Genomic DNA, 20,186 nt, shown 5'->3' with positions numbered 1-20,186 from the left:
GTTAACAGTGTGGACGCAAAAAATCATACAGCTGACGTGAAGCATAACGCCATGATTGCGCAGCGTTTACCGGCAGCAACGGCATTAGCGCATTGCTCACCAGGACTTCGTCGGCATCGGCCAGCGTATCCAGCGGTTCACTGACGCAGTGCAGACGGTATTCCGAGCCCGCCAGCAGCGCGATCACTCGCCGCCGCATCAGGCCCGCGACGCCCGCCTGGCTCAGATCCGGGGTAAATACCGCTTTTCCCTTACGCCAGAACAAATTAGCCGCACAGCATTCCACCAGCATACCGGCAGTGTCAAGCACCAGCGCCTCGTCGGCGGCCGTCTGGTCAAGATGCGCGCGGATCAGCACCTGCTCCAGGCGGTTCAAATGCTTCAACCCCGCCAGCAGCGGATTGCGCGCCAGCGCCACCGGGCTGAGCGCAAGCGTAATGCCCTGCTCGCGCCACTGCAAATAGTGCGCAGGGTAGCTGCTGCGGGCCACGATGCGCGTCGGGTTTTCGCACCCGGTCGGGCTGTAACCCCGCCCGCCGCTGCCGCGCGTCAGTATCGCTTTGACCACGCCGAGCGGAATTGATTCGGCCGCCTGCGCCATCTCGCGCTCGAAAGCCGGCCAATCGGTGGAGGGCAGCATCAGCCGCTGCGCCGCTTGCTGCAGCCGCTCCAGATGCCAGGGCAGCAGCTCGATTTTACCGTCGATAACCCGGGCAGTCGTAAAACAGCCATCGCCGAACTGCAGGCCGCGATCGCTCGGCGCCAGCGCATCGTGGCGTTGTCCGTTAATCCAGTACATGCTTCCTCCTGTTGCCGGGTGATATCATTACGCTCGCAGAATAGCAGGCGGCGAGGCAATACGCAGCCCTGCTGACGGCCGGACGCCAGGCGTAAAAAAGCCCGGTTAAAAAACCGGGCTTTTCATCAGCGTTCAACAGCGCAAGTTACACTCGGCGGAAGATCAGCGAGCCGTTGGTGCCGCCGAAGCCGAAGGAGTTACACAGGGTGTACTCCATATCGCTGACCTGGCGCGCTTCGTGGGGCACGAAGTCCAGATCGCAACCTTCATCCGGGTTATCCAGGTTGATGGTTGGCGGTACCGCCTGATCGCGCAGCGCCAGCACGGTGAAGATAGACTCGATCGCGCCCGCCGCGCCCAACAGGTGGCCGGTCATCGATTTGGTCGAGCTCACCAGCACGCGCTCTGCATCGGCGCCGAACACGGATTTCACCGCCTGCGCTTCCGCCTGGTCGCCCGCCGGCGTAGAGGTACCGTGTGCGTTGATGTAACCGATTTGTGACGGGGTCACACCGGCGTCAAGCAGGGCATTTTCCATCGCCAACGCAGCGCCAGCGCCGTTTTCTGGTGGTGACGTCATGTGATAAGCGTCGCTGCTCATCCCAAAGCCAACCACTTCGGCGTAGATTTTCGCGCCGCGTTTTTTCGCATGTTCGTACTCTTCGAGCACCATCATGCCGGCGCCGTCGCCCAGCACGAAGCCGTCGCGGTCTTTATCCCACGGACGGCTCGCCGCCTGCGGGTTGTCATTACGGGTGGACAGGGCGCGCGCTGCGCCAAAGCCGCCGACGCCCAATGGGGTGCTGGCTTTCTCTGCCCCACCGGCCAGCATCACGTCCGCATCATTGTAGGCAATGATGCGCGCCGCATGGCCGATGTTGTGCACACCTGAAGTACAGGCGGTGGCGATGGAAATGCTTGGGCCACGCATGCCGTACATGATTGTCAGGTGGCCTGCAATCATATTCACGATGGTGGATGGCACGAAGAACGGACTGATTTTCCGTGGGCCACCGTTAACCAGTGAACTGTGGTTTTCTTCGATCAAACCCAGGCCGCCGATGCCGGAACCGATCGCGGCTCCAATGCGGGTGGCGTTAGCCTCGGTGATGTCCAGGCCAGCATCCTGCATGGCTTGCATGCCGGCAGCGATACCGTACTGGATAAAGGCGTCCATCTTGCGCGCATCTTTGCGAGAGATGAAATCCTCAGAATTAAAATTCTTTACCAGGCCAGCAAACTTGGTCGCATAGGCAGTGGTATCGAAATGGTCGATCAGGCTGATGCCACTCTGACCGGCAAGAAGAGCGTTCCACGTGGACTCTACCGTATTGCCGACAGGAGACAACATGCCCAGTCCGGTCACAACTACTCGACGCTTAGACACGTTTGTCCTCCAGGGAGGGAAAAATATGACACTAGGGATAGAAAAAACTTAGGCGGTCGAACGACCGCCTAGATATGTTCTCTTACTGCTGGCTAGCGTTGATGAAATCAATAGCTGCCTGAACAGTAGTGATCTTCTCAGCTTCTTCGTCTGGAATCTCGGTGTCGAATTCTTCTTCCAGTGCCATTACCAGCTCAACGGTGTCAAGAGAATCAGCGCCCAGATCTTCAACGAAAGAAGCGTTGTTCAAAACTTCTTCCTGTTTAACACCCAGTTGCTCAACAATGATTTTCTTAACGCGTTCTTCGATAGTGCTCATACTCTTAAATTTCCTATCAAAACTCGCTTTCGCGATGGTTTTCGTAGTGTATAAAATGCTGAAAAAGATGCAACTAAATCCCGGCTGGTCAAACCACGATTTTACGCTATTTTGCGGTTTTTGCCTCAAATAACGCAAATGGTTTTCACATTTTTTAAATCATGTACATGCCGCCATTGACATGTAACGTTTCACCGGTGATATAGCCGGCCTCATCAGAGGCCAAAAATGCAACAGCGCTGGCGATTTCTTTAGCATCGCCCAGCCGGTTGGCTGGAACTGATGACAAAATGCCTGCGCGTTGATCATCTGTCAACGCCCGTGTCATGTCCGTCTCAATAAAGCCAGGTGCCACGACGTTGACCGTAATGCCACGCGAAGCAACTTCACGTGCCAAAGATTTGCTAAAACCAATCAGACCGGCTTTAGCCGCCGCGTAGTTCGCCTGCCCTGCGTTCCCCATGGTACCGACAACGGAACCGATGGTGATGATACGGCCAAACCGCTTTTTCATCATAGCGCGCATTACCGCTTTTGACAGGCGGAATACGGAAGTCAGGTTAGTGTCGAGGATATCCTCCCACTCATCATCCTTCATACGCATCAGCAGGTTATCACGCGTGATGCCGGCATTATTCACTAAAATGTCGATTTCGCCAAATTCGGCGCGAATCGATGCCAGCACGCTGTCGATAGATTGCGCATCAACAACGTTCAACATAAACCCTTTGCCGTTTGCGCCCAGGTAGCTGCTGATCGCTTCAGCGCCGCTCTCGCTGGTTGCGGTGCCGATCACTTTGGCGCCGCGTGCTACAAACGTTTCTGCAATGGCTCGGCCAATACCGCGGCTCGCGCCGGTGACCAGAACGATTTTACCTTCGAAGCTCATCATTTTCCTCTTTATTGTTCAAGCGCCGCCGACAGGCTGGCGGTGTCGTTCACCGCCGCAGCCGTCAGGGTGTCAACAATACGTTTAGTCAGACCGGTCAGCACTTTGCCCGGCCCCACTTCCAGCAGCGACGTCACTCCCTGTGCTGCGATAAATTCTACGCTCTCGGTCCAACGCACCGGGCTGTACAGCTGACGCACCAGCGCGCTGCGGATCGCTTCAGGATCGTTTTCGATGCGCACGTCGACGTTATTCACCACCGGCACCTGCGGCGCGTTGAAAGTGATGTCCTGCAGCGCTACGGCCAGCTTGTCGGCGGCCGGCTTCATCAGCGCGCAGTGCGAAGGCACGCTCACCGGCAGCGGCAGCGCACGTTTGGCGCCGGCGGCTTTGCAGGCGGCGCCCGCACGTTCAACCGCGTCTTTGTTGCCGGCGATGACCACCTGGCCCGGCGAGTTGAAGTTGACCGGAGAAACCACCTGCCCCTGAGCGGACTCTTCGCACGCCTTGGCGATCGCGTCGTTGTCCAGACCGATGATGGCGTACATCGCGCCGGTGCCTTCCGGCACCGCTTCCTGCATCAGCTTGCCGCGCAGTTCGACCAGACGGATCGCCGCCTTGAAGTCCAGCACGCCGGCGCAGACCAGCGCCGAGTACTCGCCCAGGCTGTGGCCAGCCATCAGCGCAGGCGCTTTACCGCCCTGCTGCTGCCACACGCGGAAAATCGCCACCGAAGCGGCCAGCAGAGCCGGTTGGGTCTGCCAGGTTTTGTTCAGTTCTTCCGCCGGACCTTGCTGCACCAGCAGCCACAGGTCGTAACCCCGGGCGGAAGAAGCCTCGCCGAAGGTTTCTTCGACGATCGGGAACTGTGCGGCCAACTCGGCCAGCATGCCAACGGTCTGCGACCCCTGGCCCGGGAAAACAAAAGCAAATTGCGTCATTTTTTCTTCCTGTCCAAATCAGAAACGAACCAGCGCCGAGCCCCAGGTAAAGCCGCCGCCGAAGGCTTCCAACAGCACCAGTTGACCACGCTGAATTCGCCCGTCGCGCACGGCTTCGTCCAGTGCGGAAGGCACCGAGGCGGCAGAGGTGTTGCCGTGACGATCGAGCGTCACCACCACTTTGTCCATCCCCATGCCCAGTTTTTTCGCCGTTGCGCTGATGATGCGCAGGTTGGCCTGGTGCGGCACCAGCCAATCCAGCTCGCTGCGGTCCATGTTGTTGGCCTGCAACGTCTCGTCGACGATGCGCGCCAGTTCGGTGACCGCAACCTTGAAGACTTCGTTGCCCGCCATGGTGACATAGGCCGGCTTGTCTTGATTCTGGCGATCCTTGTACGGCAGCGTCAGCAGGTTGCCGTAGCTGCCGTCGGCATGCAGATGGGTAGACAGAATGCCCGGCTCTTCAGACGCCCCAAGCACCACCGCACCCGCGCCATCGCCAAACAGGATGATGGTGCCGCGATCTTCAGGATCGAGCGTGCGCGACAAGACGTCCGCGCCGATAACCAGCGCATGTTTGACCGCGCCGTTTTTCACGTACTGATCGGCCACGCTGAGCGCATAAGTAAAGCCGGCGCAGGCCGCAGCCAGATCGAACGCCGCGCAGTCTTTGATGCCCAGCATTTGCTGCACCAGGCACGCCGCGCTCGGGAACGCGTGAGTGGTCGTGGTGGTCGCCACGATGATAAGCCCAATGTCTTCTTTAGCCACACCTGCCATTTCCAGCGCGTTCTCAGCGGCCTGGAAGCTCATCGTCGCAACGGTTTCATCCGCAGCGGCGATGCGACGTTCGCGGATACCGGTACGCGTGACGATCCATTCGTCAGAGGTATCCACCATTTTTTCCAAATCAGCATTGGTGCGCACTTGTACGGGCAAATAACTCCCCGTACCGAGAATCTTTGTATACATGTACGATCAGTCACTCTTAGGTAATACAGCCTCAAGGCGCGCAGCAATCCTTTCCGGGACTTGCCGCTGCACCGCCTGCACAGCCTGTTCGATTGCGACTGCAAACGCGTGAGGGTTCGCAGCGCCGTGGCTCTTGACTACGGTGCTGCGCAATCCTAACAGACATGCGCCATTATACTGGTCGGGGTTCAGGTGGCCGAACCGCTTAACCACCCGTTTTTGCAACCAACGGCCCAACAATTTCAACCACCACGCTCGCTTGTTTCCGTCGCCGGACGATTTCAACAGCGATAAGAACACCCTGACCACCCCTTCCATGGTTTTCAGGGTGACGTTGCCCACGAAGCCATCGCAAACCAACACGTCGGTCTTGCCGGTGAGCAGTTCGTTTCCTTCCAGGTAACCAATATAGTTGATTGCCGGAGTATTTTTTAGCACAGCGGCCGCTTCGCGGATATTATCCAGGCCTTTGGTCTCTTCTTCGCCAATATTCAGCAGCGCCACCCGCGGTTGCGCAATGCCGATCACCTCTTCCGCCATCACCGCCCCCATCACGGCAAACTGCACCAGCATGGTGCTGTCGCACTCGACGTTGGCGCCGAGATCCAGCACCACGGTTTTGCTGCGTTGCTGATTCGGGATCGCCGTCATCAGCGCCGGGCGCTCGATGCCTTCCAGCGGCTTGACCAACAGCTTCGCCAATCCCATCAGCGCACCGGTATTGCCGGCGCTGACGCACCCCTGCGCGTTTCCGCTGCTGAGCTGCTCGAGCGCAATGCGCATCGACGTGCCGCGGCTGGCGCGTATCGCTTGTGAAGGTTTGGCGTCGCCGGCGATCACGGACTCGGCGGGCACGACTTGCAGACGCTCCAGAAGAACCGGATCGGCGTGGGCAAGCAAGGGAGAGATGACGTCGGGATTGCCGACCAGCAGGAGATGAAGCTGTAAATTAGAGGCCAGTGCCTGCAACGAAGCAGGCACTGTGACGCAGGGACCGAAGTCCCCGCCCATTGCATCTAACGCCAGGGTTAGACGAGTCAAGGTATCGCTACTTAGCCGATAACCTTGCGACCGCGGTAGAAACCGTCGGCAGTGATGTGGTGACGACGGTGAGTTTCACCGGATACTTTGTCTACAGACAGAGTAGTCGTGGTCAGAGCATCGTGAGAACGACGCATGCCACGCTTGGAACGGGTTGGTTTATTCTGTTGTACGGCCATGGACCTTACTCCTCAATTACTTACGCTTTAAACTGGCTAATACGGCAAACGGATTCGGTTTCTCCGCCTCAGGAGGCAGTTGGCCAAATACCATGTCCGCTTCGGACACTTCACAGTGTTCAGATTCATGTACCGGAACGACAGGCAGTGAAAGAATAATTTCGTCTTCAATCATTGCCAACAGATCGACTTCGCCAAACTCGTCAACTTCGATCGGTTCGTACGCTTCCGGTAATGCCTCAGCCTGCTCATCATTGACGACCGGGCTAAAACAATATGTTGTGTGAACCTGATGTTCGAACGGGACTCCACAGCGTTGGCACATCAACGTTACCGTGACGTCCGCATGCCCTGTTATCACCGCGAGGCGTTGATTGTCGATATTAAACGACAACGACACCTCGACATCACTGTCCACACTGACCACGGAGTCGGCAACACGAGTAACCTGCTCAGGCGCATAGACACCAGCATAGTCCAGGCGTTTCTGAGCGGTACGTACCGCATCAATGGTCAAGGGTAATTTTACCTTTTGCATAGGGCGCGCATATTAACTTTGTAACGACATAGAGTCAAAGAAAAAGGCCGTAAAACGGCTCCTTTCACCAATATTCGCTTCCACAGCGGCCGACAGTTTAAAATGCCGTACCCATTTACGCTACGGTTTGCGAAAAAAATTATGCAGAGATTGCTTTTAGCCTCCACCTCCCCCTATCGAAAAATGCTGCTGGAGAAGCTGCAGCTGCCGTTCGACTGCGCCGCGCCGGAAGTGGATGAAACCCCCTTGCCCGGCGAAAGCGCGGAAGCGCTGGTGCTGCGCCTGGCGGCGGCGAAGGCTCAGGCGTTGGCCCTCGCCTATCCCGAGCATCTGATCATCGGCTCCGATCAGGTCTGCGTGATCGATGGCAACATCACCGGCAAGCCCCATACCGAGGAAAACGCCCGGGCGCAGCTGCGGCAGGCCAGTGGCCAAGCCGTGACTTTCTATACCGGCCTGGCGCTGTACAACGGCCGCAGCAAGCAGCTGCAAGCTTTGTGCGAGCCGTTTCACGTGCATTTTCGCGCGCTGAGCGAAGCGGAGATAGCCGCCTATGTACGTCTGGAGCAACCGCTGAACTGCGCAGGCAGTTTCAAGAGCGAGGGATTGGGGATCGCGCTGTTCGACAGGCTGGAAGGCCGGGATCCGAACGCCCTGATCGGCCTGCCGTTGATCGCGCTGTTGGAGATGTTGCGGGCTGAAGGCATCAACCCGCTGGTGTGACGCAGATTACTTGGCCGCCTGCCGGCGCAGCACCTGCAGGCAGTGGCGCAGTTCTTCGTCCATCGGCGCTTCGATGCGCATCGTTTCGCCGGTGGCCGGATGCTCAAAGCGCAGCGCCGCAGCGTGCAGGAACAACCGCTTCAGGCCGGTACCCGCCAGTTGACGATCGAACTCGCGGTCGCCATAGCGATCGTCAAAGGCGATCGGGTGCCCGGCATGCAGAGTGTGCACGCGGATCTGGTGAGTACGCCCGGTGATCGGGCTGGCCTTCACCAGGGTGGCGAATTCGTAACGCTCTTCTACCTTGAAGCGGGTTTCCGAAGGCTTGCCTTCGCTGTTGACGCGCACGATACGTTCGCCGCTTTGCAGAATATTTTTCAGCAGCGGCGCCTGTACGGCCTTGCAGTGCGATTGCCAATGGCCGCGCACCAGCGCCAGATAATCCTTCTGCATGCCCTTCAGCCGCAGTTGCTCATGCAGCGAACGCAGCGCGGAACGCTTCTTGGCCACCAACAGCACGCCGGAGGTATCGCGATCGAGCCGATGCACCAGCTCCAGGAAACGGGCCTCAGGGCGCAGCGCCCGCAGCCCTTCAATCACGCCGAAGCTCAGGCCGCTGCCGCCGTGCACCGCGGTGCCGGAAGGCTTGTTGAGGATCAGCAGGTGGTCATCTTCATACAGAATGCAGTCGGCCAGCGCCGCCACCTTATCCAGCTTGGCCGACACTGGCGTCTCTTCGCGCTCGGCCACGCGCACCGGCGGCACGCGCACCACGTCGCCGGCCGCCAATTTGTATTCGACCTTGATGCGCCCTTTATTAACCCGCACCTCACCTTTACGCACGATGCGATAAATCATGCTCTTCGGCACGCCTTTCAGGCGAGCGAGCAGAAAGTTGTCGATTCTCTGACCGGCTTCGTCGTCGGAAATCGTGATGAATTGTACTGCTGGATTGTTCGTTTTCATGGTGCGGGATTCTAAATAGAGCGCGTGAATAGCGCCACATCTTTTTCTGTGCTTAACTGTCTCTCTGACGGCGGGCGAAACCCCAGCGGACAATAAGGCAGCAAGCCGATTTGAACGTTTGCGATTTCTTCCGCAGTTAAGGAAAAGTCACCTTGCTATAACGGCATCAGCAGTGGAATAATGCAGTCACTTTCCGCGTTGATTCTCGTTAAACAGGGAAAACGGTGGAATTATAAAATTTGTCTGATCGCGCAAAAACGCAGCAATGGCGTAAGACGTAATGCGAAATCAAACAATTAGCGGGCTGCGGGTTGCAGCTTGGCCGGCAAATGGAATCAGATCTGTCGACGTAAATCAGAGGCTATTCCCCTAGTAAAAGTGCTGTCTTTCACAAAGAAAAGCAGGCTTACCGAGATAATGCGCCCCTATGCAGGCGACAACCGTGAGGTTGACGACTTTGCGAGAAGACACGGGGCTTTCGGTTTAACTCCGGCCATGAGGTTATTTTGCCCGCAGCTTTGTCGATAATGTAAAAATAACGAGTAAGTTAAGATGAAAAGAATGTTGATTAACGCAACTCAGCAGGAAGAGTTGCGTGTTGCCCTCGTAGATGGACAGCGGCTGTATGATTTGGATATCGAAAGTCCGGGTCATGAGCAGAAAAAAGCGAATATTTACAAAGGCAAAATCACCCGCATTGAACCAAGTCTTGAAGCAGCGTTCGTGGATTACGGCGCAGAACGACATGGTTTCCTCCCCCTTAAAGAAATCGCCCGCGAATACTTCCCTAGCAATTACTCTTCCCATGGTCGCCCGAACATCAAAGATGTGCTGCGCGAAGGCCAGGAAGTCATCGTTCAGGTAGACAAAGAAGAACGTGGCAACAAAGGCGCCGCCTTGACCACCTTCATCAGTCTGGCGGGCAGTTATCTGGTGCTGATGCCGAACAACCCGCGCGCCGGCGGTATTTCTCGCCGCATCGAGGGCGACGATCGCACCGAGCTGAAAGAAGCGCTCTCTTCGCTGCAACTGCCAGACGGCATGGGCCTGATCGTTCGCACCGCGGGCGTAGGCAAATCCGCCGACGCGCTGCAGTGGGATCTCTCCTTCCGCCTGAAGCACTGGGAAGCGATTAAAAAAGCCGCCGAAGGCCGCTCTGCGCCGTTCCTGATCCACCAGGAAAGCAACGTTATCGTGCGCGCCTTCCGCGATTACCTGCGCCCGGACATCGGCGAAATCCTGATCGACAACCCGAAAATTCTCGATCTGGCCAAAGAGCACATCGCTGCGCTGGGCCGCCCGGATTTCAGCAGCAAAATCAAACTGTACAGCGGTGAAATTCCTCTGTTCAGCCACTATCAGATCGAATCGCAGATCGAATCCGCCTTCCAGCGCGAAGTGCGCCTGCCGTCCGGCGGCTCGATCGTCATCGACAGCACCGAAGCGCTGACCGCCATCGACATCAACTCCGCGCGTGCAACCCGCGGCGGCGACATCGAAGAGACGGCGTTCAACACCAACCTGGAAGCGGCGGACGAGATCGCTCGCCAGCTGCGCCTGCGCGACCTCGGCGGCCTGATCGTCATCGACTTCATCGACATGACGCCGGTTCGCCACCAGCGCGAAGTGGAAAACCGCCTGCGTGACGCCGTGCGCCAAGACCGCGCGCGCATCCAAATCGGCCGCATCTCCCGCTTCGGCCTGCTGGAAATGTCGCGTCAGCGCCTCAGCCCGTCGCTGGGCGAGTCCAGCCATCACGTGTGCCCACGCTGTAACGGCACCGGCACCATTCGCGACAACGAATCGCTGGCGCTGTCCATTCTGCGCCTGATCGAAGAAGAAGCGCTGAAGGAAAACACCAAAGAAGTTCACGCTATCGTGCCGGTTCAGGTCGCTTCGTACCTGTTGAACGAAAAGCGCGAATCCGTCAGCGCGATCGAAAAACGTCAGGGTGGCGTGAAAGCCGTCATCGTGCCGAACGATGAAATGCAAACCCCGCACTACTCGGTGCTGCGCGTGCGCAAGGGCGAGGAAACCTCTACCCTCAGCTACCTGCTGCCGAAGCTGCACGAAGAAGACATGGAGCGCCCGCTGGAAGACGCGCCGATGGAGCGCAAGCGTCCGGAGCAACCGGCCCTGGCTTCCTTCTCGCTGTCCGCTGATGCGCCGCCGCCGGCTGAAGAACCCGTCGCCGTGGCCAAGCCTGCCGCTGCAGCCGCCAAGGCGAAAGCCGCAGCGCCGGCCGCCGCCAAGCCGGGCTTCCTGGGTCGCCTGTTCGGTGGTCTGAAGAACTTGTTCGCCGGTGAAGAGCAACCTGCCGTCGAAGAAGCCAAACCAGCCGAAGCGCCGAAGGCGGAAAGCAACGGTGAAAACCGTCGTCAGGATCGTCGCGGTCAGCGCCGTCAAGGCACCGGCCGTAAAGAGCGCGGTGAGCGTAGCGACCGTGGCGATCGTCCGGAACGCGGCGAGCGTAAAGAGCGCGGTGAAGGCCGTGACAATCGCGAGCGCGACAACCGTGAACCGCGTGAGAACCGTGAAGGCCGTGAATCGCGTGAGTCCCGCGATGAGCAGCGCCGTAACCGCCGCAACCAGCAGCAGAACGCGCCGGTAGCGGAGGAAACCGCTTCAGAAGAAGGCGCTAAAGCGCCGCGCGAAGATCAGCAGCAACGCCGTGAGCAGCGCGCTGAACGCCAGCGTCGCCGTCAGGAAGAGAAACGTCAGGCTCAGCAGGAAGTGAAAGCGCTGGAAAGCGTTGAAGCGGTCGAGAGCACCGACGAAGAACAGGAAGAACGCCAGCAGCAGAACATGCAGCGCCGTCAGCGCCGCACGCTGACGCAGAAAGTGCGTATCCTGTCTGCCGAAGAAGAGCTGCAGCGCGCAGCGGAAGAGCTGTTGGCGCCGAAAGCGCCGGTAGCGAAAGCCGAAGACGCGCAACCGACCGCCGACGACAGCGTCAAGCTGCTGCCGGAAACCGTTGCCGCACAGCCGGAAGACGATGCCCAGGGCGAAAGCCGCGGCAACGGCGAAGGCATGCCGCGCCGTTCCCGCCGTTCACCGCGCCACCTGCGCGTCAGTGGCCAGCGCCGCCGTCGTTACCGCGATGAACGTTACCCGCTGCAATCTCCAATGCCGCTGGCGGGCGCGTTCGCTTCGCCGGAAATGGCATCGGGCAAAGTCTGGGTAAGCTACCCGGTCGCTCAGGTTGAAGAAGCCGAAGTGCAGACCGAAGCCGTAGAACAGGCTGCGGCACCGGTTGTCGCTGCCGCGGTTGAACAGCACAACGTTGCCGTGGAAGAAACCCAGGTGGCGGCCAGCATCAACCCGCCTGCGCCAGAAGCCGCCGTTGAAACTGCTGCCGTTACCGTAACGGAAGAAGCTGCAGCCGTAGCGCCTGTCGTGGCTATCCCGGCCGAGGAAATCCCGGCGCCGGTGGAAACCGCCCCGGCAACTGTTGCAGTTGAACAGCCGAAAGCGGAAGAGACTGCCCCTGCAGTGGAAGCCGAGCCGGTAGCTGAAACCGTAGCTGTAGAGCCAGTGGTTGAACCTGCGCTAGCGGAAGACGAGCCTGTGGTCGAAACTGCACCGGTGGTGGAAGCCACGCCAGCGGAAGAAACGCCAATGGTAGAAGCCGCACCTGCGGCGGCAGCCGTGGAAGCCGCTCCGGTGGAAAAAGCCCCTGCGCCAGTGGTTGCTCAGCAGCCGGCGCCGGTGAAAGCCGTGCAGGACGCGCTGTACAAACACATCGCCACTGCGCCGATGACCAAAGCGCCTGCGCCGGCCTATGTGCCGGAAGAACGCAAGCACAGCGACTGGCAGCGCCCTTCCTTCAACTTTGAAGGCAAAGGCTCCGCAGGCGGCCATTCGGCGGTGAGCCAGGCGACCGCGCCGGCCACCAAACCACAGCCGGTTAACGAATAAGTTAATCTGCAACCCTAAAAAAAACCCGCCATCGGCGGGTTTTTTCTTGCCTGTAACGTCCTCAGGCGATCTTCTTCAGTTTTTTGATGTCCAGAACATCCAACTTGCCGTCAAGCCGGCTGACGAACTGCTGAAAATGCACCGTCTCATTATGCTTATCCAGCGCTTCGCTGCTGGCCCAACGCTCAAAGAACACGAAAACGCCCGGTTTTTCCAGATCGCGATGCAAGTCATATTGCAGGTTGCCCAACTCCTGGCGGCTCGGCTCGATAATGTCGTGCACCGCTTCGCTGACGGCGGCTTCAAATCCCGCTTTCGCTTGCAGGGTGGCGATAACGCGTACTTCCATTGCTTTCTCCCTTTCCACTTGATGAAGGTCGACGGTATTGGCGTCGGCATCGTTGAAATCCCGGTTACTATGCGCCCGCCGCGCTATTGATTTCAACTTGTCGCCAACAAACAGATGCATCTGCGGCACTTTCCGCTTATCCTTACACCCCGGCGTGAATAAACCCATTATTCGCTTTTCATTAGACGTATTTGACCGCCGGAGCCTAGCTAGATGACCGCACAACCTCAAGTTCTGAAAATCCGCCGCCCAGACGACTGGCATATCCACCTGCGTGACGATGAAATGCTGAAAACGGTGGTGCCCTATACCAGCCAGGTATTTGGCCGGGCGATCGTGATGCCGAACCTGGTTCCGCCCGTAACGACCGTGGCCGCCGCGCGCGCCTACCGCGATCGCATTCTGGCGGCGGTTCCGCAGGGTCACAATTTCACTCCGCTGATGACCTGCTACCTGACCAACTCCCTGGCGGCCAGTGAACTGGTCAACGGCTTCGAACAAGGGGTGTTTACTGCCGCCAAGCTGTATCCGGCCAACGCCACCACCAACTCCAGCCACGGCGTCAGTGACGTGACCGGTATTTACCCGCTGTTCGAGCAGATGCAAAAAATCGGCATGCCATTGCTGATCCACGGCGAAGTGACCGATCCTTCCGTCGATATCTTCGACCGCGAGGCGCGCTTTATCGAGCAGGTGATGGAACCGATTCGCCAACAGTTCCCTGAGCTGAAGATCGTCTTCGAGCACATCACCACCAAAGAAGCGGCGCAATACGTGCAGGCAGGCAATCGTTTCCTCGGCGCCACCATCACGCCGCAGCACCTGATGTTCAACCGCAACCACATGCTGGTCGGCGGCATTCGCCCGCACCTGTTCTGCCTGCCGATCCTCAAGCGCAATGTCCACCAGGAAGCGCTGCGTCAGGCGGTCGCCAGCGGCTCGGATCGCTTCTTCCTTGGCACCGACTCCGCGCCGCACCTCAAGCATCGCAAAGAGTCCAGCTGCGGTTGCGCCGGCTGTTTCAACGCGCCGAATGCCATCCCGGCTTACGCAGCGGTCTTCGAACAGCTAGGCGCACTGGAGCACTTCGAAGCCTTCTGCTCGCTCAACGGCCCGCGCTTCTATGGCCTGCCGCTCAACGAAGACTTCATCGAACTGCAGCGCGTGCCAACCACCCAGCCGGAAGAGATTACCCTCGGCAATGAATCCGTGATCCCCTTCCTGGCGGGTGAAACCCTGAACTGGTCGCTGAAAGACTGATATTTTTGCTTCGCCCTCTTGCCCCCGCACTCGGTTAACTGTATAAATAAACAGTAAATCGCTTCGGGGGCAATTATGCGTGTTGAAGTCACTATAGATAAAACCCGGCCGCTGCCGGCGGGCGCCATTGAGGCGCTGACCGGTGAACTGGGCAAGCGGGTCAACCGCCAGTTTCCAGACGCCGTCGTGCACGTACGTTATGCCGGCGCCAATGGGCTCTCCGTGCTGGGGGGCGCCAAAACCGACCGGGATCTGATCGAGGAAATCCTTCAGGAAACCTGGGAAAGCGCAGACGAATGGTTTAGCGCAGAATAACACTGCAATGCTGTTTTTGCCGGGGGTCGCTCTCCGGCTTTTTTGTTTCTGGCGCCCTGCCCATTCATCGCTTACCCTTACTCTGAAACAAAATCTGCCTCAGCGCTGTATTTAACGCAAAGGAGTAAGCATGGCCCCGGACAAGGTGAAATCCGAAGACGCAATGACGTTTGGCGAACTGCTGGCGCTGATTGCCGATCAGAAAAGGCGCTTGAACGTACTGGAAGTGGCTTTCTCTTATCTGGCCTTCAGCCTGGATGACAAAGCCAACCAACGGCTGATCCACAGCCTGAAGCTGGAATCGCACAGCCAGAATCGTGATGCCGAAACGCAAAAGCATTTCGCCCATTTGGCCGAAGAGCTGGAAAAATGTCTGCACGGCGCATCGCCACCTGCCGACGCGGAATAACGCGCTGCGCTTGACTCATCCACTGCTGCACATACAAATTTGTAGAATAATTGTTCAAATAAATATTTATTTTGCAAATTTCGGTGACAACCCCCTCCACCGATGAAAGCGGATGCGTATACTGTAATTGCTCTCATGATGATGAGCCGCATTGATCCTCGTTAGTCACTCACGGTAGTTACTACTCAATAAGGGGTCTTTATGGACAGAAATGATGAAGTAATTCAGACGCACCCGCTTGTCGGTTGGGATATCAGTACTGTCGACGTTTACGACGCCATGATGATACGCCTTCATTACCTGTCTTCACTAGACCAAACGCCCGAAGAAGCCCAAGTAGACCGAACGCTTTGGCTCACTACAGATGTCGCCCGTCAATTAATCAATATCTTAGAGGCCGGCATCGCCAAGATTGAAGCTACGGATTACCAGGATCTTGATCGCAGAAAACATTGATACATCGTCCCCTAACCCCTAAGGCGCCGTGATCGATCCCGGCGCCTTTTCTTCGCCTTTCGCCGTTCAATCAGTGCATTGCGCTCGCCAACCTTTTATCATGGGGCGATAAGAAATCGCTATCAGAGAGGGTGGGCACGTGGAATATGATTTGATTATGGTGGGCAGCGGTTCAGTCGGCGCGGCGGCAGGGTATTACGCTACCCGGGCCGGCTTGAAAGCGCTGATGATCGACAGCGCCATTCCTCCACACCGCAACGGCAGCCATCACGGCGATACCCGCATCATTCGTCACGCTTACGGCGAAGGTGAAAAGTACGTGCCGCTGGTGCTGCGCGCACAGGCGCTGTGGAATGCGCTGATTCAACAATCCGGTGAAGAACTGTTCCAGTCGTGCGGCGTGCTCAACCTGGGGCCGCAGCACTCCGAATTCATTCGCAATGCTCAGCAGAGCGCGCAAAAGTTTCGCCTTAATGCGCAAACCCTTAGCGCCGAACAGATCGCTCAACGCTGGCCGGAATTCCGCGCGCCGGAAGGTTACGTCGGCGTATTCGAGCCGGACGCCGGCTTCCTGCGATCCGAACTGGCGGTTGCCAGCCTGATCAAACTGGCGAAAGAGGCCGGCTGCAGCCAGCTGTTCAACTGCCCGGTCAGCGCGGTGAACCCCATTGATGGCGGCGTTGAGGTCGTCACCGACGAAGGGCGTTTCACGGCGCGAAAAGCGGTGGTCACCGCAGGCACCTGGGTGAAGGCGCTGTTGCCGCAGCTGCCGATCGCGCCATTGCGCAAGGTATTCTCCTGGCATCAGGCGGACGGCCGCTACAGCGTGAACAATCGCTTCCCGGCCTTTACCGTCGAAGCGCAGGACGGCACGCACTATTACGGTTTCCCGGCGGATAACGATGGCCTGAAAGTGGGCAAACACGACGGCGGCCAGCCGATGGATGCCCCCGAGCAGCGCAAGCCCTTCGGCAGCTACGCCAGCGACGGCACGGAAGTTTTCTCCTTCCTGCGGCAATTTTTGCCGGGTGTAGGCGTATGTTTACACGGCGAAGCCTGCAGTTATGATATGAGCCCTGACGAAGACTTTATTATCGATACGCTGCCGGATTGCGATCGCCTGATGGTCATCAGCGGATTGAGCGGCCACGGCTTCAAGTTCGCCAGCGCTCTGGGCGAGATCGCCGCGCTGTTCGCGCAGGACAAAGCGCCGCCGGTTGACCTCTCCAGCTTTGGTCTGAAGCGATTTAGCTGAGCGGAGGATTTCGCTGTCCACGTTCCCGTCGAGCCCTGGACAGCGAAATCTGGCGGTTACAATTTATTAACCTGCTAACTCTTTTAAATACCAAGTAAAAATTCTGATAACGGAAATTTCTTGCATTCAGCATTTGAATTTCCGAATTGAACACTTGCAGTGTAAGTCCTATTTTACAGATGATATGCTCCATCGGCTTTCAACAAGGACGTCACCATGAAACTACTTGTCGTGGACGAATGCTGCTTCACCCGGGTCGGTATAGCCAGCTACTTTGCTGATAGTGGGATTACGACGATCAAGTGCTGCCACAGCATTGAGTACGCTACGCCACTGTTGTCCAGCTTTCAGCCGAGCCACATTCTGGTGAACCTCAGCAACCAATGCCGCTATAACGAAGCGGACGCACAGCTGCTGGCATTTATGGAAGCCAGCCAGTCTGCCTTGCTGTTTATCTATCTCGATACGCCTTACCCTTACAGCGAAGCGCCAATGCGCATCGCCGATAATGCCTTTCTGTTCAATAAAAGCATTCTGCCGCTCACCTTACGCACGCTGCGCGAAAATCCGCTGGCGCTGGCCGATGACGGCGAAGAGCGTTCCCTGTTCAGCCCGCAGGAACTGACGGTAATGAAATATTGGATGGCGGAGATGCCCAACTACCGCATCGCGAAAAAGCTGCAGATCAGCTCGCATACGGTGTACGTGCACAAGCGTCACATCACGGAGAAGATCAACGCGCGCAACCGGCTGGAGTTCTACTCGCTGTATAACGTGCTGCGCTATTTCTACCCGCCGAGCACGCCAACAAATTCGACGCCGCTGGCGCTGCTGGCGGTATAACATCAAGCCTGCGATAACGCAGGCTTTTTTATCGCCGCTCTTCCAGCGCACACGCGCGGCGCGCTGTAAAAGACGTCGAGAAAAGGACTATAATCAAGGATCCTTCTCTTCAGGCGGCTGAAATGTTAAACCGAATACTGGCGGCTATCGTCAACAATGTGCGTGAGCACCTGGTGCTTTACCTTTGTCTGTGGCTGGTGCTGCTGGCGTTGGATGTCTATTTCTTCTTCGTCATGTAATCCATGCCGCCGTTATTTCCCCGATTGAGCTTCAGCCGCTTCGGCGATCCCGCCCAGGTGCTGGAATTGCAGCAGATGAGCAGACCGCTGCTGCGCCCCGGACAGCAGTTATTGCAGATGCGCTATGCCCCGATCAACCCTTCCGATCTGATCCCGATCCACGGCCAATACGCGCACCGCATCGCCCTGCCGCAGGTGCCGGGATATGAAGGCGTGGGCGTCATCGTCAATCCGCAGAATGGGCATTCAACGGACCGACGCGCGCTGGCGGTAGCGGGTGACGGCAGTTGGCAAACCTTCGTCACGCTGCCTGAGGCTCGGGTGGTCTGGGTGCCGGATGACATTGACGACGCCTGCGCAGCGCAAATCTATATCAACCCGCTCACCTGCTGGGTGCTGTTGACGCAATGGCTGCCGCTCAACGCCGGCGACGTACTGCTGATCAACGGCGGCGGCTCCGCTGTCAGCCTGCTGCTGGCGCAGCTGACGGCGCTGCGCGGCATTCGTCTGGCGGTCGTGGTGCGCAACGCCGCTCATCGCCAGGCGTTACTGGCCGCCGGCGCCTGGCGCGTTATCGAAGCACCTCAGCTGGTGGAAATGACGAATTTTGGCGCCCGTGCGGCCATCGACTGCATCGGTGGGGAAGACGGATTGCAGCTGGCGCAGGCGGTCCGCACCGGCGGCGATTTTGTGGCGCTGGGCCTGCTGAGCGGCCGCCAGGTAGACTGGCGGCGCGTGGTGGACGAGTTAAAGCTGCGCGCTTCGCTGTTCCACCTGCGCAAATGGAACGCGCAGGCGGCGCCGGCGCAGTGGCAGATGGCGTTTTATCAGCTATTCCAGCTGCTGCGGCGCGGCCAGCTGGTTTTGCGCCCACCCGCCGCGATTTATCCTTTGCATCAGTACGCAACGGCGCTGCAGCACGCCACGCAGCCCGGTGTGAACGGCAAGATCTTCCTCACTCCGGCGCCGCCGGAGGCTGACGCGGCGGGCGGCCGTCCCCCAGGATAACCGCCAGCCGATAGCCGCCCTCGGTAGTCTCCAGCGCGATGCGCGCCACGATCGTCAGCGGCACCGACAGCAACATGCCCACCGGGCCGAGCAGCCAGCCCCAAAAGATCAGCGACAGGAACACCACCAGCGTCGACAGCCCCAGCCCGCGCCCCATCACCCGTGGTTCGAGGATATTACCGATCACCATGTTGACAGCGATAAAGCCGCCCGCCACCACCAGCGCATCGCCCAGCCCGTTGAACAACAGCGCCTGAATCAGCGGCGGAATGGCGGCCAATACCGAGCCAATGTTGGGAATGTAGTTGAGCAGAAACGCCAGCAGCCCCCAGATAAAAGCGAAGCGCACGCCGACCGCCGCCAGGAAGATCCAGACGATCACCCCGGTGGCCAGGCTGATGATGGTTTTAATCACCAGATAGCGCGTCACGCCGTCCAACGCCCGCCGCATCGCGGCGAGCCCCTCGTTCGGCTTATCCAGCGCCTGCTGCAGCTTATACGGCAGCAGCTGCACTTCAAACAGCATAAACACCACGGTCATCAGCAGCAGGAAGACGTTGGTCATGGCGCCAGACAGGTGCCCCAGCATGCGGGTGACCAAATTCATCGCCGCGCTCGGATCGACATACTGCAGCATCGCTTCGCTGGAGAGGCTGATATTGAAGCGATCGGCGTAATGCTGCAGCTCGCGCAACTTCTCGATCATCATGCCGCGGTACTGCGGCAGCGAGCGGGCGAACTCATTGAGCGAAGCGCCCAACATGCCGATAAACAGCATCACGACCACGATCACCGCCGTCACCAGCAGCGTCACCCCGACGATACGCGGCACCCGCTTGCGTTCCAGCATCGCCACCAGCGGGTTCAACACCATGGCGAGAAATACCGCCAGCAAAAACGGCACCACGATGTCAGCGGCGGCTTTCACCCCGGCCAAAATGATCACCAGCATCGCCAGCAGGACGGCCAGACGCAGGCTGCTGTCGGTCACGCGGGTTCGGCCCATGACGTTTCCTTGTTATTTCACTGGGTTAACCGGCCACCAAGAGCCGACTCTTGGCGCTAATGGTAGCAAAATCCACCGTCACGCCGCAGAGGATTTCGCCTAACCGTTCGAAAAAATTAATCTTTCCGCCCTGCTCTTTGCCGCAAGAAATAGGCATAACCTTTGCCAACAAATAATTCCACCGAGCAACTCATGGACGATTTACGTAAAATGACAAAAGCTGACATTAATAGATAATAAGCCTAATTTTCAACAACTAGCATAACCGCCCCGTGAGGGAAATAATATCATCTTCAACGATTTATCTGATGAAGCCCGAACATCTCAAACAAATTCACTGACTAATATTTCTAAGAAGTAACATAGTTAAATTT

Annotated in this window: 22 protein-coding genes; 10 read left to right on the top strand and 12 right to left on the bottom strand. The window is 58.1% G+C overall.

Annotation, left to right across the window (positions count from 1 at the left end; genetic code table 11):
- Window position 1 precedes the first annotated feature (1 nt).
- The 9 genes from pabC to yceD form a co-directional block, all read right to left on the bottom strand.
- Window positions 2-799 (bottom strand): aminodeoxychorismate lyase, encoded by a 798-nt coding sequence (pabC, locus tag IT763_RS08850; protein ID WP_016928190.1) that lies wholly within the window; start codon window positions 797-799, stop codon window positions 2-4.
- 145 nt (window positions 800-944) lie between these two features.
- Window positions 945-2,186, bottom strand: coding sequence for a beta-ketoacyl-ACP synthase II (fabF, locus tag IT763_RS08845; RefSeq protein WP_004928734.1), 1,242 nt, complete (start codon window positions 2,184-2,186; stop codon window positions 945-947).
- Between the two features lie 82 nt (window positions 2,187-2,268).
- Window positions 2,269-2,505, bottom strand: a complete 237-nt coding sequence (acpP, locus tag IT763_RS08840) for an acyl carrier protein (protein WP_004719003.1) — start codon at window positions 2,503-2,505, stop codon at window positions 2,269-2,271.
- Window positions 2,506-2,659: 154 nt separating this feature from the next.
- Window positions 2,660-3,394 (bottom strand): 3-oxoacyl-ACP reductase FabG, encoded by a 735-nt coding sequence (fabG, locus tag IT763_RS08835; RefSeq protein WP_016928193.1) that lies wholly within the window; start codon window positions 3,392-3,394, stop codon window positions 2,660-2,662.
- 11 nt (window positions 3,395-3,405) lie between these two features.
- The gene (fabD, locus tag IT763_RS08830) at window positions 3,406-4,335 is read right to left on the bottom strand and encodes an ACP S-malonyltransferase (protein WP_206195351.1); all 930 of its coding nucleotides are present in this window, start codon (window positions 4,333-4,335) and stop codon (window positions 3,406-3,408) included.
- Between the two features lie 18 nt (window positions 4,336-4,353).
- Window positions 4,354-5,307, bottom strand: a complete 954-nt coding sequence (locus tag IT763_RS08825; RefSeq protein WP_028128023.1) for a beta-ketoacyl-ACP synthase III — start codon at window positions 5,305-5,307, stop codon at window positions 4,354-4,356.
- A gap of 6 nt (window positions 5,308-5,313) precedes the next feature.
- Window positions 5,314-6,348 carry a phosphate acyltransferase PlsX gene (gene plsX, locus IT763_RS08820; RefSeq protein ID WP_004928717.1) on the bottom strand — a complete coding sequence of 345 codons (1,035 nt, stop codon included), beginning with the start codon at window positions 6,346-6,348 and terminating at the stop codon, window positions 5,314-5,316.
- An 11-nt stretch (window positions 6,349-6,359) separates the two neighbouring features.
- The gene (rpmF, locus tag IT763_RS08815) at window positions 6,360-6,527 is read right to left on the bottom strand and encodes a 50S ribosomal protein L32 (protein WP_004927778.1); all 168 of its coding nucleotides are present in this window, start codon (window positions 6,525-6,527) and stop codon (window positions 6,360-6,362) included.
- A gap of 16 nt (window positions 6,528-6,543) precedes the next feature.
- The gene (yceD, locus tag IT763_RS08810) at window positions 6,544-7,065 is read right to left on the bottom strand and encodes a 23S rRNA accumulation protein YceD (protein WP_004927780.1); all 522 of its coding nucleotides are present in this window, start codon (window positions 7,063-7,065) and stop codon (window positions 6,544-6,546) included.
- Window positions 7,066-7,206: 141 nt separating this feature from the next.
- Here yceD and IT763_RS08805 point away from each other — a divergent pair, with 141 nt between their 5' ends.
- Window positions 7,207-7,788, top strand: a complete 582-nt coding sequence (locus tag IT763_RS08805) for a nucleoside triphosphate pyrophosphatase (RefSeq protein WP_028128022.1) — start codon at window positions 7,207-7,209, stop codon at window positions 7,786-7,788.
- A 6-nt stretch (window positions 7,789-7,794) separates the two neighbouring features.
- On the opposite strand, the gene rluC is transcribed toward IT763_RS08805, so the two are convergent.
- Window positions 7,795-8,754 carry a 23S rRNA pseudouridine(955/2504/2580) synthase RluC gene (gene rluC / locus IT763_RS08800; protein WP_206195349.1) on the bottom strand — a complete coding sequence of 320 codons (960 nt, stop codon included), beginning with the start codon at window positions 8,752-8,754 and terminating at the stop codon, window positions 7,795-7,797.
- Window positions 8,755-9,306: 552 nt separating this feature from the next.
- Between rluC and rne the strand changes: the two genes are divergently transcribed.
- Window positions 9,307-12,672 carry a ribonuclease E gene (gene rne / locus IT763_RS08795; protein WP_197817525.1) on the top strand — a complete coding sequence of 1,122 codons (3,366 nt, stop codon included), beginning with the start codon at window positions 9,307-9,309 and terminating at the stop codon, window positions 12,670-12,672.
- Between the two features lie 61 nt (window positions 12,673-12,733).
- Here rne and IT763_RS08790 read toward each other — a convergent pair whose 3' ends face one another.
- Window positions 12,734-13,021: a putative quinol monooxygenase gene (locus IT763_RS08790; RefSeq protein ID WP_164053403.1), complete on the bottom strand. Its 288-nt coding sequence runs from the start codon at window positions 13,019-13,021 to the stop codon at window positions 12,734-12,736.
- A 213-nt stretch (window positions 13,022-13,234) separates the two neighbouring features.
- Here IT763_RS08790 and pyrC point away from each other — a divergent pair, with 213 nt between their 5' ends.
- From pyrC to IT763_RS08750, 8 genes are all read left to right on the top strand, one after another.
- Window positions 13,235-14,281, top strand: coding sequence for a dihydroorotase (gene pyrC / locus IT763_RS08785; RefSeq protein WP_033640751.1), 1,047 nt, complete (start codon window positions 13,235-13,237; stop codon window positions 14,279-14,281).
- A gap of 75 nt (window positions 14,282-14,356) precedes the next feature.
- Window positions 14,357-14,596 carry a DNA damage-inducible protein I gene (dinI, locus tag IT763_RS08780; protein WP_015377444.1) on the top strand — a complete coding sequence of 80 codons (240 nt, stop codon included), beginning with the start codon at window positions 14,357-14,359 and terminating at the stop codon, window positions 14,594-14,596.
- 130 nt (window positions 14,597-14,726) lie between these two features.
- Complete coding sequence (locus tag IT763_RS08775) at window positions 14,727-15,005, top strand: hypothetical protein (protein ID WP_004927809.1); 279 nt, start codon at window positions 14,727-14,729, stop codon at window positions 15,003-15,005.
- A gap of 201 nt (window positions 15,006-15,206) precedes the next feature.
- Window positions 15,207-15,461 (top strand): biofilm formation regulator BssS, encoded by a 255-nt coding sequence (gene bssS, locus IT763_RS08770; protein WP_004927812.1) that lies wholly within the window; start codon window positions 15,207-15,209, stop codon window positions 15,459-15,461.
- Between the two features lie 139 nt (window positions 15,462-15,600).
- Complete coding sequence (gene solA / locus IT763_RS08765) at window positions 15,601-16,716, top strand: N-methyl-L-tryptophan oxidase (RefSeq protein ID WP_049300570.1); 1,116 nt, start codon at window positions 15,601-15,603, stop codon at window positions 16,714-16,716.
- A 216-nt stretch (window positions 16,717-16,932) separates the two neighbouring features.
- Entirely contained in the window at window positions 16,933-17,559 is a 627-nt protein-coding gene (locus IT763_RS08760) for a LuxR C-terminal-related transcriptional regulator (RefSeq protein ID WP_028128019.1), read from the top strand.
- A 122-nt stretch (window positions 17,560-17,681) separates the two neighbouring features.
- Entirely contained in the window at window positions 17,682-17,798 is a 117-nt protein-coding gene (locus IT763_RS08755; RefSeq protein ID WP_004927822.1) for a DUF2770 family protein, read from the top strand.
- Between the two features lie 3 nt (window positions 17,799-17,801).
- Window positions 17,802-18,806: a zinc-dependent alcohol dehydrogenase family protein gene (locus IT763_RS08750; protein WP_049300569.1), complete on the top strand. Its 1,005-nt coding sequence runs from the start codon at window positions 17,802-17,804 to the stop codon at window positions 18,804-18,806.
- Here IT763_RS08750 and IT763_RS08745 read toward each other — a convergent pair.
- Window positions 18,754-19,812, bottom strand: coding sequence for an AI-2E family transporter (locus IT763_RS08745; RefSeq protein WP_089191506.1), 1,059 nt, complete (start codon window positions 19,810-19,812; stop codon window positions 18,754-18,756). The genes IT763_RS08750 and IT763_RS08745 overlap by 53 nt on opposite strands.
- Window positions 19,813-20,186: the final 374 nt, after the last annotated feature.

Source organism: Serratia sp. CMO1, from assembly GCF_015689115.1.
GTDB lineage: Bacteria > Pseudomonadota > Gammaproteobacteria > Enterobacterales > Enterobacteriaceae > Serratia > Serratia marcescens.
The sequence above is the reverse complement of the archived record's forward strand: the minus strand, read 5'-3'. Positions and strand labels throughout refer to the sequence as shown.